10 protein-coding genes are annotated in these 12,214 nt (G+C 67.0%); 9 read left to right on the plus strand and 1 reads right to left on the minus strand.

Annotated features, from left to right (window positions below; translation table 11 throughout):
• Position 1: 1 nt before the first annotated feature.
• A complete protein-coding gene (locus AB7849_RS12110) occupies positions 2 to 526 on the minus strand; it encodes an RNA polymerase sigma factor (RefSeq protein WP_008214915.1) in 525 nt (174 codons plus the stop codon).
• 285 nt (positions 527 to 811) lie between these two features.
• Here AB7849_RS12110 and AB7849_RS12115 point away from each other — a divergent pair, with 285 nt between their 5' ends.
• The 9 genes from AB7849_RS12115 (at position 812) to AB7849_RS12155 (ending at position 12,196) form a co-directional block, all read left to right on the plus strand.
• Positions 812 to 2,539 carry a cytochrome c biogenesis protein DipZ gene (locus tag AB7849_RS12115; RefSeq protein WP_008214925.1) on the plus strand — a complete coding sequence of 576 codons (1,728 nt, stop codon included), beginning with the start codon at positions 812 to 814 and terminating at the stop codon, positions 2,537 to 2,539.
• Positions 2,540 to 2,632: 93 nt separating this feature from the next.
• Positions 2,633 to 3,253: a peptide-methionine (R)-S-oxide reductase MsrB gene (gene msrB / locus AB7849_RS12120; protein WP_008214926.1), complete on the plus strand. Its 621-nt coding sequence runs from the start codon at positions 2,633 to 2,635 to the stop codon at positions 3,251 to 3,253.
• 390 nt (positions 3,254 to 3,643) lie between these two features.
• Positions 3,644 to 5,773 carry a TonB-dependent siderophore receptor gene (locus AB7849_RS12125; protein WP_037101729.1) on the plus strand — a complete coding sequence of 710 codons (2,130 nt, stop codon included), beginning with the start codon at positions 3,644 to 3,646 and terminating at the stop codon, positions 5,771 to 5,773.
• A 10-nt stretch (positions 5,774 to 5,783) separates the two neighbouring features.
• Complete coding sequence (locus AB7849_RS12130; RefSeq protein ID WP_369501106.1) at positions 5,784 to 6,077, plus strand: hypothetical protein; 294 nt, start codon at positions 5,784 to 5,786, stop codon at positions 6,075 to 6,077.
• Complete coding sequence (locus tag AB7849_RS12135; RefSeq protein ID WP_008208079.1) at positions 6,077 to 6,340, plus strand: hypothetical protein; 264 nt, start codon at positions 6,077 to 6,079, stop codon at positions 6,338 to 6,340. The genes AB7849_RS12130 and AB7849_RS12135 overlap by 1 nt, the downstream gene beginning before the upstream one ends.
• Before the next feature lie 10 nt (positions 6,341 to 6,350).
• Positions 6,351 to 7,916: a PepSY-associated TM helix domain-containing protein gene (locus tag AB7849_RS12140; protein WP_369501107.1), complete on the plus strand. Its 1,566-nt coding sequence runs from the start codon at positions 6,351 to 6,353 to the stop codon at positions 7,914 to 7,916.
• A 269-nt stretch (positions 7,917 to 8,185) separates the two neighbouring features.
• Positions 8,186 to 10,414: a type VI secretion system Vgr family protein gene (locus AB7849_RS12145; RefSeq protein WP_008211038.1), complete on the plus strand. Its 2,229-nt coding sequence runs from the start codon at positions 8,186 to 8,188 to the stop codon at positions 10,412 to 10,414.
• A gap of 16 nt (positions 10,415 to 10,430) precedes the next feature.
• The gene (locus AB7849_RS12150; RefSeq protein ID WP_008211039.1) at positions 10,431 to 12,071 is read left to right on the plus strand and encodes a hypothetical protein; all 1,641 of its coding nucleotides are present in this window, start codon (positions 10,431 to 10,433) and stop codon (positions 12,069 to 12,071) included.
• Entirely contained in the window at positions 12,068 to 12,196 is a 129-nt protein-coding gene (locus tag AB7849_RS12155; protein ID WP_256364903.1) for a hypothetical protein, read from the plus strand. The genes AB7849_RS12150 and AB7849_RS12155 overlap by 4 nt, the downstream gene beginning before the upstream one ends.
• The last annotated feature ends 18 nt before the right edge of the window (positions 12,197 to 12,214 follow it).

A 12,214-nucleotide genomic window follows, 5' to 3' on the forward strand; every position in this document is an offset into this window, starting at 1 on the left:
TCTAGGGTTCTCCGTGCATGCGGCCGCGCAACGCCTTAAGCGCGCGGTGCAGGTTCACTTTCAGTGCGCCGGTATTTCGCCCTGTCAAGGCGGCGGCCTCGGCCAATGTCTGTTCCTTCAATCCCAGTTGCTCCACCGCTTCACGCTGACCCGGCGGCAGTTCGGCGATGGCGTCGCGCAGGCGCAGCGCCTGCTGTTCGCGTTCGCCTTCGACGCTGGCGTCGTCACGATCGGGATGCTGGTCCAGCGCGAATTCGTCGTGCACTTCGCGTCGGCCACGGCGGCCCTGGCTGCGCAGGGCATCGATCGCGCGGCGGCTGGCAATGGCGGCCAGCCACGCATCGAACGAGCGGGTCGGATCGTAGGTGTGGCGTACGCGGTGCACAGTCAACAGGGTTTCCTGCACCACGTCATCGATCGAATCCACCGGCACGCCCTGCCGACGCGCCACGCTGCGGATCAACGACAGCGAACTGGCCAGCACACGCTCATAGGCACGCCGATCGCCCGCTTGCGCGGCAGCCATCCACGCTGCCCGCTGGCGCTCGGCCTGCTCACTGGGGCTGGCGGCTTCGACTGACACGGTAAAGGGGCGATCCGATGGTGAAGGCAGACCATCATCTATCACCCATGAACCGCCAGCGGTCAAGAGGGGCATGCTTGTTCCTGGTGTTTCACTCCATTTCCGGTTCGCCGCATCCACCGCGATGGTTACCTCGTATACAAGAGCATGCCCACGCTCTCGGGGATGTAACCGCCCGACGAGAGCCGGCGAATACCCCAGCGAACCCTTCCACAGGTGCCTGACGCCATGATCCTGCTGCTACTCGCCTACCTCGGCGGCGTACTGACCATTCTCAGCCCGTGCATCCTGCCGGTACTGCCGTTCGTGTTCGCCCGCGCCGACCGGCCGTTCGCGCGCAACGGCCTGCCGATGCTGATCGGCATGGCGCTCACCTTCGCCCTTGTCGCCACGCTGGCCGCGGTCGGCGGTGGCTGGGCGGTGCATGCGAACCAGTACGGCCGCATCGTGGCGCTGGTGGTGCTGGCCTTCCTCGGACTTACCCTGCTCTCCACGCACCTGGCCGAATGGATCACCCGGCCGTTCGTGGCGCTGGGCAACCGGCTGTCGCAACACGCCGATTCGGAACAGGATTCGATCTGGGGCGCGGTGGGCCTGGGCATCGCCACCGGCCTGCTGTGGGCACCCTGCGCCGGACCGATCCTCGGCCTGCTGCTGACCGGCGCGGCACTGAACGGCGCCAGCGTGGCCACCACCCTGCTGCTGCTCGTCTACGCCGCCGGCGCGGCCACCTCGCTGGCGCTGGCGTTGGCCGTGGGCGGCCGTGTATTCGCCGTGATGAAGCGCTCGCTGGGCGCGGGCGAATGGGTTCGCCGCGGGCTGGGTGCGCTGGTGCTGTGCGGCGTGGTGGCGATTGCGCTGGGTGCGGATACCGGCCTGCTCACCCGCGTCTCGCTGGCCAGCACCAGCGGCATCGAGCAGAAGCTGATCAACGCGGTACGCCCCATGTCGACGGCCTCCGCCGAGCCGGCGCCGAAAGCCGGCGAGCCGCTGCCGATCGAAGGCCAGTTTCCTTCGCTCGCCGGTGCCACCGGCTGGCTCAACAGCGGCGCACTGACCCCGCAATCGCTGCGCGGCAAGGTAGTGCTGGTGGATTTCTGGACCTATTCCTGCATCAACTGCCTGCGCTCGCTGCCTTACGTCGAAGCCTGGTACGACAAGTACAAGGACCACGGCCTGGTGATCATCGGCGTGCATTCCCCGGAATTCGCCTTCGAGAAGGACCCGGCCAACGTGGCCGCCGCCGTGAAACGCCTGGGCGTGAAGTATCCGGTGGCGCTGGATGACGACTACGCGATCTGGCAGGGCTTCAACAACGAATACTGGCCGGCGGATTACTTCATCGACGCACATGGCCGCATCCGCCACCACTACTTTGGCGAAGGCGGCTACGCGGAAGGCGAGGACATGATTCGCCGCCTGCTCACCGACGCCGGCTACAAGAACCTGCCGGGCGGTTACGTGCAGCCGGGCGCGAAAGGCGCGGAAGCAGCGGCCTCGGGTGATGCGCAGCGTTCGCCGGAAACCTACGTCGGCTACGCCCGTGCAGAAAATTTCGCCAGCGGCCAGGTGGCCCATGACGATGCGTTCCCCTACCACGCGCCCGCCACGCTGGCTACCAATCAGTGGGCGCTCGACGGCCGCTGGACGGTGCATCCGCAGGACGCCACGCTCGATCGCGCCGACGGCAGCATCAGCTACCGCTTCCGCGGCCGCGACCTGCACCTGGTGCTGGGCCCGACCAAGGACGGCAAGCCGGTGCGCTTCCGCGTCACGCTGGATGGCAAGGCACCGGGCGCCGACCACGGCATGGACACCGACGCCGACGGCAACGGCACGGTGACCTCGCAGCGGCTGTACCAGCTGGTGCGCCAGGCCCACGGCACCGGCGAGCGGGTGTTCAAGATCACCTTCCTCGACCCCGGCGTGCGCGCCTACGCCTTCACCTTCGGCTAAGTGGCCGGGAAAGACCTGAAGCCATCGGGCGCCGGCCGCGGACGTTGAACGCCATGGCCGACTCCACACCTCCGACTCCCCCAGGAGACCGTCATGTCACGCATCGATGAAGTCATTGCCGCAGATCGCCGCCGCTTCCTGCGTTCGGCCCTGGCCGGCGGCGTGATGCTTGCCGTGGGCGGCAGCATCGCGTTGCCCCGCCTGCTCGCCGCCGGCGCCGACAGCTGGCCACCGGGGCTGATCCATACCACGCCGGGCTCGGTCCTGCTGGAAACCTTCGCCGACGACGGCCGCAACCTTGGCCTGCATCGCGAGCTGAAGCTGGTGCTGACCGATGCCCAGTGGCACCAGCGCCTGTCGCAAGCCTCCTTCGACATCATGCGTCGGCGCGGTACCGAACGGGCCTTCAGCGGCGAGCACGAACGCCCTGCCGCACGCGGCATCTTTCGCTGCCGCGGCTGCGGCACCGCGCTTTACGACGACGCCACCGAGTTCGACTCGGGCACCGGCTGGCCCAGCTTCTGGCAGCCCATCTCGGCTCACAACGTGGTGCAAAATCGTGATGCCACCCTCGGCATGGAACGCACCGAGATCCGCTGCGCCCGCTGCGACAGCCATCTCGGCCACGTCTTCGACGACGGCCCACACCCGACCGGTTTGCGCTATTGCATGAACTCGCTGGCGCTGCATTTCGTGCCACGCGCCGCAAGCTGAGCCGCTTCCCGGTCGAACGGCACTTATCCGCGTCACTCAGCCCCCCCCGCCATCCAGGCTGGGCTTGGCCCGGGCAACAAGCGGAGCGAAGGGCGTGGATCTCTGCCCCGTTCGCACGGAGCGCAGCCCGCACAGAGGGCGGCATCGAGGTGCCGCGATGCGCAGCCGGCCTTCCCTACGGCTCCGGACGAACCGGGCTCGGGACGGCGGCGTTGCCGAAAACCCGGCATTGGATTTACAATGCGAATCATTCTCATACGCAACTTCTGACGCATCTGCCTGAACGCCTTGTGTCGAGCCGTCGAGAACAAACCGTTCGCCCCGGCCGTCACCACCCGAAGATGACGGCCGGAGTGCGGCGCCGACCGCCCTCACTCGCCAAGGTTTCCGATGTCCAGGTTCCATCTGCGTTGTCTTCCCCGTGCGCTCCAGTGCGCTCTGCTTGGCCTGCCCTTGTTCGGCGGCGTAGCCGTTGTCCATGCCGCCGACACCACGCCCTCGCCGCAACAGGCCACCACGCTGAAGGGCGTACAGGTCAGCGCGAAGATCGTCAAGGACAGCGATTCGGTGACCAAGACCGACACGCCGATCGTGGCGATCCCGCAGTCGGTGTCGGTGATCACCGACCAGCAGATGGCCCGCCGCGGCATCCAGGGCATCGAGGAAGCGGTGTGGTACACCGCTGGCGCGCAAGGTGGCGGCTACGGCCCCGATTCGCGCAGCGACTGGTTGCTGGTACGCGGCTTCACCCCGGCGCGTTATCTCGACGGGCTGGCCCTGCCCGCCGGCTCCGGTACCGGCATCACCCGCATCGAACCTTACGGGCTGGAACGGCTGGAGGTGATCAAGGGACCGTCGTCGGTGCTGTACGGCGCGATGCCGCCGGGCGGCATGATCAACATGATCAGCAAGCAGCCCACCGCGCAGCCGCTGCACGAAGTGGGCGTCGCGTACGGCAGCTTCGCCCTGCGCCAGGGCACGTTCGATTTCGGTGGTCCGCTGAACGACGCGGGCACGCTGCTGTACCGCCTCACCGGCCTGGCCCGCAACAGCAACACCATGACCGACTACATCAAGGACGACCGCTACTACCTCGCACCCGCGATCACGTGGAAGCCCTCGGACGCCACCTCGCTGACCGTGCTGTCGCGCTTCCAGAAGGGCGATACCGATTCGGGTGCCGGCTTCCTGCCCGCGGCAGGCACGTTGTTGTACAACCCCAACGGCAAGATTTCCCGCCACCGCTTCACCGGCGAGCCCGGCCAGAACGACTATGACAAGACGCTGGCCTCGATCGGCTACGCGTTACGCCACGACTTCGCCAACGGCGTGACGTTCAGGCAGAACCTGCGTTACGGCAAGGCCGACGTGGACAGTGACGGCGCCAACATCGGTGCGTTCGGTCTGCTGGCCGACAACCGCACGCTGATCCGCTACGCCTTCCCCAACGAAAACCACACCAAGACCTTCAGCGTCGACAACAACCTGCAATACGACTTCGACACCGGCGCGCTGCAGCACACCGTGCTGGTGGGCGTGGACTACCGCCGCTCGAACGATGACTACGCCTCGGCGTTCGATTTCAACGCACCGCCGCTGGACATCTTCGACCCGGTCTACGGCAGCCCGGTGACGGTACCCGCCTACACCACGCACACGCTGCAGGTGCAGAAGCAGCTCGGCGTGTACGCGCAGGACCAGATCAGGATCGATCGCTGGGGCATCACCATCGGCGGCCGCCAGGATCACGTGGACACCAACACGAACCAGTTGATCGGCGACACCCGTGCGCAGCAGACCGACCACGCCTTCTCCGGCCGCATCGGCGTCAACTACCGCTTTGACAGCGGCTTCGTGCCGTACGTGTCGTGGTCGCACTCGTTCCAGCCCACCGTGGGCACCGACTTCGCCGGCACCGCCTTCAAGCCGACCACCGGCGATCAGTACGAGGCCGGTCTGAAGTTCCAGCCGGCCAGCGGCAACGGCCTGCTCAGCCTGGCGACCTACCAGATCACCCAGAAGAACTCGCTCACCATCGATCCCAACCACACCTTGTTCCAGGTGCAGCAGGGTCAGACGCGCCTGCGCGGAGTGGAGCTGGAAGGCCGCTGGAACTTCGGCACGAATTTCAGCCTGTACGGCGACTACACCTACAGCAACTCGAAGGTCACCGCGACCAACGACCTGCCCTCGCTGGGCAAGCAGATTCCGCTGCTGCCGAAGCAGCAGGCTGCGATCGGCGCCGACTACACCATCGTCAGCGGTCCACTGGCCGGGCTGGGTTTCGGCGGCGGCGTGCGTTACGTGGGCGCGCATTACGGCGACAGCTACAACCAGTGGCAGACGCCGTCGTACACCCTGGTCGATGGCGTGGTGCATTACGAAACCGGTCGCTGGCGCCTGCAGTTGAACGCCAGCAACCTGTTCGACCGCAACTATGTCTCGGTCTGCAACAGCGCCGTCTGGTGCTACTACGGCTACGCGCGCAACGTGACCGCCAGCGCGCGGTATCGCTGGTAGGCATCGGCCGATGACGGCATGGCTGACCTTGCTGGCATGCGTGGCGACGCTGTTGTCCGCCGCGCTGCTGTACGCCGCGTCGTCCCACTGCGTGTGGCACGCGTGGCGACGTCGGCGCGGCGTGCTGGGCGGCGGCTTCGCCCTCGCCGTGCTGGCGCTGGTCGGCTGGATCGCCGCACTCGGACCCGGTGCCGGCCTGTGCGCGATGCTGGTTGGCTGGATGCTGGCGCTGGTCATGCAACCGTATTTCGCGCTGTTGGCCGACCGTCATGCCGCCGAGGCCACCGCGCGGGAGGACGACTGATGTGGGGCCGTTTCGCGGCCGGCGTGGTGGCTGGCTTCTTCCTGTCCGCCGCGCTGGTGGGGCTGGTCTGCTGGCTGCTGCCGGGGTCGTGGCAATCCACGCTGGTGCCGGGCTTGCTCGCCTTCATCCCGTTGTGGATCGGCGTGATCTGCGCCAGCCTGAAGTTCGCCAGCGCCAGGCGCGCGTGGTTGTGGCTGGGTGCGCTGGCGGTGGGCGGGTTGTTGCTGCTGCGCATGCTGCAGGCGCTGGAATGGGTGCGTTGAGGACCATCGCATGAAACTGAAACCGGCCACGCTGCGCATCTTCACTTCGCTGCATTCATGGATGGGCCTGCTCGCCGGGCTTGCGCTGTTCGTGGCGTTCTACGCCGGCGCGATCACGGTGTTCCAGCAGCCGTTGCAGCAGTGGGCCACGCCGCACGTGGCAACCACCCGCTCGACGAGCGACATGCAGCGCCTGCTCGACGAAGTGCTGGCGCGTCATCCGGATGCCCGCACCCACCTGGGCATGACCTTCCCCGGCTACATGCTGGAAGGCCCCAGCGCGTACTGGCAGGACAGTCACGGCACATGGCAGTTCGCCACGCTGGACAACCTGGCCGGCAGCCCCGAACGACCGGGGGCTGGTTTGCCGGAGTTGATCAACGCATTGCACTTCTCGCTCGGCCTGCCCGGCAACATCGGCATGTACCTGATGGGCATCGTCAGCCTGCTCTACGGCATCGCGCTGGTGAGCGGCGTGATCATCCACCTGCCGCGCCTGCTGAAAGACCTGTTCGCGCTGCGTCCGGGACGCAACCTCAAGCGCTTCTGGCAAGACGCGCACAACGCCATCGGCGTGCTGAGCCTGCCGTTCCACGCGATGTTCGCGGTGACCGGCGCGATGCTGTGCCTGTCCGTGGTGCTGATGCTGGCGATCGGCCCGCTGGCCTGGCAAGGCAAGCTGCTGGCGGCCTCGGCGCCGGCCATGAATACTGCGCCGACCGTGCAGCCATCGGGCATCGCCGCGCCGCTGGCACCGGTGTCGTCGTGGGCGGCGCAGGCTGCTGCCGTCGCACGCAAGCAGGGCCTTGACGACTTCGCGCCGCAATACCTGAAACTGGCGCATGCCGGCGACGCCCACGCCACCGTGGAAATCACCGGCGCTGTGCCGCGCACGCTGGCCGCCGGCACGCTGGCACTGGACGCTTCCAGCGGCGCGGTGATCGCCAATCAATTGCCAGGCCACCGCGACGCCAACCACGCCACGCTGGCCTGGGCCTACGCATTGCACTTTGGCGATTACGGCAACGCCGCCGTGCAGTGGCTGTACTTCCTGCTCGGGCTGGGCGGCGCGTTCCTGTTCTACTCCGGCAACCTGCTGTGGATCGAATCGCGCCGACGCCGACGCCAGGGCGAACAACGTCGCTCTGCGTACGTGATGGCACGCGCTACCGTCGGTGTGTGCATCGGTGTGTGCGTGGCGATTTCGGCCACCGCCATCGCAGCGCAACTGCTGCCAAGGTCAGGCTGGAACGTGGATGCGGGCGAGCACTGGGTCTGCTTCTTCGGCTGGACGCTGTGCCTGCTGTGGGCCTGCGTGCGCGCACCGATTCAGGCCGCACGCGAATTGCTGTGGCTGGCCGCGATTGTCACCGCGCTGGTACCCGCGGCGCACGGCTTCGCCACTGGCTGGTGGTTCTGGCGCAGTGCCGCGGCTGGACACACCTCGCTGGCCGCCATCGACCTCGGCGCACTGGCGCTGGCCGCCGGCTTTGCCGCACTGGCCCGCGCCACCAACCGTCGCGCGCAGGCAGGCGAAACCAACAGCGTGTGGGCGCTTCCGCGAGCCGCCACCTGAATCGCCAGGGCTGTGATCGGGGGGAACGATTTTCCAGCGATCCCTGCGCTTGTGCGAACACCATCACATTGCGGCCAGTACAAGCTGAACCGTCACCCCGTGCGCACTTTGCGTCGTTCGCCGGCTGTTTTACCCTCGGTCGCAGGGGGCAATGTTCGAGACACCGTGACACCGATGGCGATGCAGCCAGGCGATGTGGCGGTTCACGACAAACTGCTACCCGAGGGAGAAACACCGTGTACGGACATACCGCCGAAGCCATGCCAACAATGGCCCGCTTCCAGCAGGATCACCGCCTGATCCGGGTCACCTCCCAACTTGATCCCGAACCCTTCGTGGTCCACCGCTTCCGCGGCAGCGAAGCGGTTTCCCGCCCCTTCGCGTTTACCGCCGACCTGCTCTCGCCCGATGCCACGCTGGAGCTGAAGCAGGTCATCGGCCAGCCGATGGGGTTCACCTTGCAGACGCCTGAAGGCGATCGCCACTTTCACGGCTACGTGAAGGAATTCGCGCGCACCGGTACCGATGGCGACCTGGCCACCTACCGCGCCGAAGTCGCGCCATGGTTCGACTTCCTGCGCCACACCAGCAATTGCCGCATTTTCCAGGGCATGACGGTGCTGGACATCGTCGACGAAGTGTTCGCCCGCTATCCCGGGCTGGCCGAGTACAGCGCCGACGTCACCGCCTCGCGTTACCCGAAGATGCCGTACTGCGTGCAATACAACGAGTCGGACTTCGCCTTCGTCTCGCGCCTGCTCGAAGACGCCGGCATCCACTACTACTTCGAGCACTCGGCCGAGGCGCACGTGCTGAAGCTGGCCGATGATTCCACCCACAGCCCGGCCATTGGCCCGCATCCGGCAGTGCACTTCCAGTCCGACCAGGGTGTGCGCGACGAGGACGGCCTGGACGAATGGACGGCCATTCGCCGCGTCGGCGTCGGCCTGAAATCGCACAAGAGCTTCGATTTCAAGCAGCCACGCAGCGCGCTCTCGGTGGATCGCCTGCTCGAACCGCCGCATGGCGTGCTGCCCGTGCTGGAACATTACCGCTACGACGGCGCCGCGCGTTTCGGCGACAGCAGCGGCGGCGAGGCACTGGCCGGCCTGCGCGGCGAGGAACTCAGCTGGCAGACCAAGCTGTTCGAGACGGGCGGTACCTGTCGTGCGCTGCGTGCGGGCCATTATTTCGTGCTGCAGGGCCACTACGACCATGCGGAAGCCGACGAGGAACCGCGCCAGTTTTTCCTGCTCGAGGTGACGCACGAGGCCCGCAACAACTTCAAGCCCGACTTCTCCGAAGCCGAGGGCTGCGTGTATCGCACCGAGGCCACCTGCCTGCGCCGCAAGATTTCGTACCGGCCACCATGCGTCACGCCGCTGCCGTTGATGCGCGGACCGCAGACGGCCACGGTGGTCGGCCCTGCCGGCGAGGAGATCTGGACCGACCGCTACGGCCGGGTCAAGGTGCAGTTCCACTGGGATCGCCTGGGCCAGCGCGATGAACGCAGCTCGTGCTGGGTACGCGTGTCCAGTCCATGGGCCGGCCCAGGCATGGGTGGCGTCTCTGCCCCGCGCATCGGCCAGGAAGTGGTGGTGGATTTCCTCGATGGCGATCCGGATCGCCCGATCATCACCGGCCGCGTTTACAACGAGGACAACCCGCAACCGTTCGACAAGCATGTCAGCGGCATCCGTTCGAAGACCGTGCAGGGCGAAGGCTTCAACGAACTGACCATGCACGACGCCGCCGGCGCCGAACTGCTCAACATGCACGCGCAGCGCGACATGGCGACCACGGTGCTGAACGACCACACCAGCTCGGTCGGCAGCAGCAAATCCACCAGCGTCGGCGCCAGCCACAGCCTTGACGTCGGGGCCAACCAGAGCATCGCCATCGGCGGCAACCAGGACATCAACGTCAAGGGCAGCCACAGCGCCAGCATCACCGGCAGTTCCACCCATGCCATCACCGGTGCGCTCACCGCCACGGTGGCCGGCGCGGTGGCCGAGACCTACCAGTCCGGCCATACCCGTACCGTCACCGGCGGCTACAACGAAACCATCACCGGCGATTACGCCAGCACCTTGAACGGCAACCACGTCAGCCAGCGCAATGGCACCCTGGCGGAAACCGTCACCGGCACTTCCACGCGCACCGTGCTTGGCGCCACCACCGAAAACCACAATGCCACCCGCACCACCACGGTGGCCGCCAGCGACACGCACCAGGTGGGCGGCAATCTCGAACAGGAGATCGGCGGCCAGCACAAGACCATGGTGGCCAGCGACGTCAGCCATGTCGCCGGCGGCAAGCACGACACGGCAGCCAGCGGCCCGATGACGCTGGCCTCCGGCAGCAAGATGACGCTGCAGGTCGGCGGCGCCGGCATCGAGATCGTCGGCAGCTCCATCGTGATCAGCGCGGCCGGGTCGACGATCAAGATCGACGGCGGTGGCGTCAGCATCAACGGCGCCAAGATCAGCCTGAACTGATCGCAGGGACGCGACCATGACTGTCACACGGAATCCGGTCGAGAAGGCCATCGATACCTTGCTCGAACGCTGGCTGGACACCAGCGCCGACCCGGCCATGCGATTGGCCGTATGGCGCGTTCCCGGCAATGCGCTGAGCCTGGTGTCCGCCTTCATCGAAGCGCAACAACAGCCCGAAACCGCCGGCACACCCGACTTGTTCGTGCAGTTTTCGACGAGCTTCGAGACCGGCTATCGCTACAGCCGCGCGCTGAAGGACGAACTGCTCGACGGCTACCTGCGCAGCCGCGACACGCTCACGAACCTGGCGCTGAAGGTCGACTGGAACGGTCCGTTCGAACCGCATCCGGATACCGCCCCCGGCTTCCTCGGCCTGCTCGATTCCTTTACCTGCCACCATGGCGAACACCTGCGCTACAGCGTGGCCGTGTTGTGGCCGGAACAGGTCGGCTCGGCGACCGCGCTGGAGCAATGGCTGACGCAGGCGCTGGCGGCACCGGTGCCCGAACACGTGCGGCTGGTACTGGTGGACAGCATCGCCCGCCCCACCTGGCAAGGCCTGATCGACAAGCATCCCGCGCAGACGCGCCTGATCGAAACGCCGCTGGACATGTTCGACATCGCGCGCGCCACCGCCGCCCAGGCCGGGGCTGGCGGTCCGCCCGGTACCACCGCCTATCGGCAACTGCTCACCGACGTGATGAACCTGCTCGACAAGCGCAGCGCCGCGCAGACCGCGCATCGCGCCGATCGCGCCATGGCCATTGCCGAACGGCAATCCTGGCCCGACCAGCAGGTGGTACTGCACCTGGCCGTGGCCGGTGCGCATCTGAAGGAAAAGCATTATGGCGAGGCCGTGCTGCGCTATCGCCGCGCCCGCGAATGCGCGCTGGTCGCCCAGGCGCAACAACACCCCGCCGCCAACGACCTGCTGATGCAGGGCTGGTTCGGCGAAGCCGGCGCCCTGCTTGCGGCGAAGCAGCCCGAGCACGCCGCGCAGGCCTATGCCGAAGCCGCGCAAGTGGCCGCGTCGATACCCAATCCCTTGTTCGTGATCGAAGGCCGACGCATGGCCGGGCATTCCCTCGCCCAGGCCCACCAGCGCGAGCAGGCCTTGCAGCAACATCTGCAAGGCGTAGCTGCGGCACGCGAGATGGCAGCCCCCGATCGCGCCATGACCACCTTCCCGTTGCTGCTGCAGAACCTGTTGCAACTTGAGGACCCGCGGCGCGCCACGCAACTGGCAACGCGCGCCGACGACTACCAGAAGGCCGTCGCCGACGCGCATGTCCGCGCGGAACATCGCGCCGCGAAGCTCGGCGACGCGCCCGCTCGCGATGCCCTCGACAGCATCGACGCCGAGTTGCTGGAACAGTGCGAATCCGCCTTCGCCAAACTGGTGAAGGAACGCGAACAATTGATTGCCGGCGGCGACGTGTTCTTCCGCAAGACCGTCGCCGTAGGCCGCGAATTGCTGCATCCGGGCTGGAACGGCATGCCCGACGTGCGCCATCCGCAAGACAAGCCCACCGCGGAATGGAGCGAACCACCCGGCTTCCTGCCCCTGCCGGACGGCAACGACCTGGCCGAGACGCCGCTCGCTCCCACGCCGGATGCACCCAACGCCACCGAATCACTGCTGGAGAACCACGCATGAGCACCTCGCAACGCTGGCTCGTGCTGGCGGGCGCCGTGCTCGTGGCGATCGCGCTGGTGTACTGGTTCGGCGTCGGCGGGCACGACGCACACAGCCTGCTGCGTGCCCTGCGCCGCGCGCTGTAACCCACAAGGACGTCACCG

This window comes from Rhodanobacter sp. FW021-MT20, from assembly GCF_041107475.1.
Classification (GTDB): Bacteria; Pseudomonadota; Gammaproteobacteria; order Xanthomonadales; family Rhodanobacteraceae; genus Rhodanobacter_A; species Rhodanobacter_A glycinis.

Excerpts from the sequence above, each read along its gene's own strand:
- msrB (WP_008214926.1), top strand. The coding sequence starts at position 2,633 with ATGTCACGCATCGATGAAGTCATTGCCGCAGATCGCCGCCGCTTCCTG.
- AB7849_RS12135 (WP_008208079.1), top strand. The coding sequence starts at position 6,077 with ATGTGGGGCCGTTTCGCGGCCGGCGTGGTGGCTGGCTTCTTCCTGTCC.
- AB7849_RS12115 (WP_008214925.1), top strand. The coding sequence starts at position 812 with ATGATCCTGCTGCTACTCGCCTACCTCGGCGGCGTACTGACCATTCTC.
- AB7849_RS12155 (WP_256364903.1), top strand. The coding sequence starts at position 12,068 with ATGAGCACCTCGCAACGCTGGCTCGTGCTGGCGGGCGCCGTGCTCGTG.
- AB7849_RS12130 (WP_369501106.1), top strand. The coding sequence starts at position 5,784 with ATGACGGCATGGCTGACCTTGCTGGCATGCGTGGCGACGCTGTTGTCC.
- AB7849_RS12145 (WP_008211038.1), top strand. The coding sequence starts at position 8,186 with ATGGCCCGCTTCCAGCAGGATCACCGCCTGATCCGGGTCACCTCCCAA.
- AB7849_RS12140 (WP_369501107.1), top strand. The coding sequence starts at position 6,351 with ATGAAACTGAAACCGGCCACGCTGCGCATCTTCACTTCGCTGCATTCA.
- AB7849_RS12110 (WP_008214915.1), bottom strand. The coding sequence starts at position 526 with ATGGCTGCCGCGCAAGCGGGCGATCGGCGTGCCTATGAGCGTGTGCTG.
- AB7849_RS12125 (WP_037101729.1), top strand. The coding sequence starts at position 3,644 with ATGTCCAGGTTCCATCTGCGTTGTCTTCCCCGTGCGCTCCAGTGCGCT.
- AB7849_RS12150 (WP_008211039.1), top strand. The coding sequence starts at position 10,431 with ATGACTGTCACACGGAATCCGGTCGAGAAGGCCATCGATACCTTGCTC.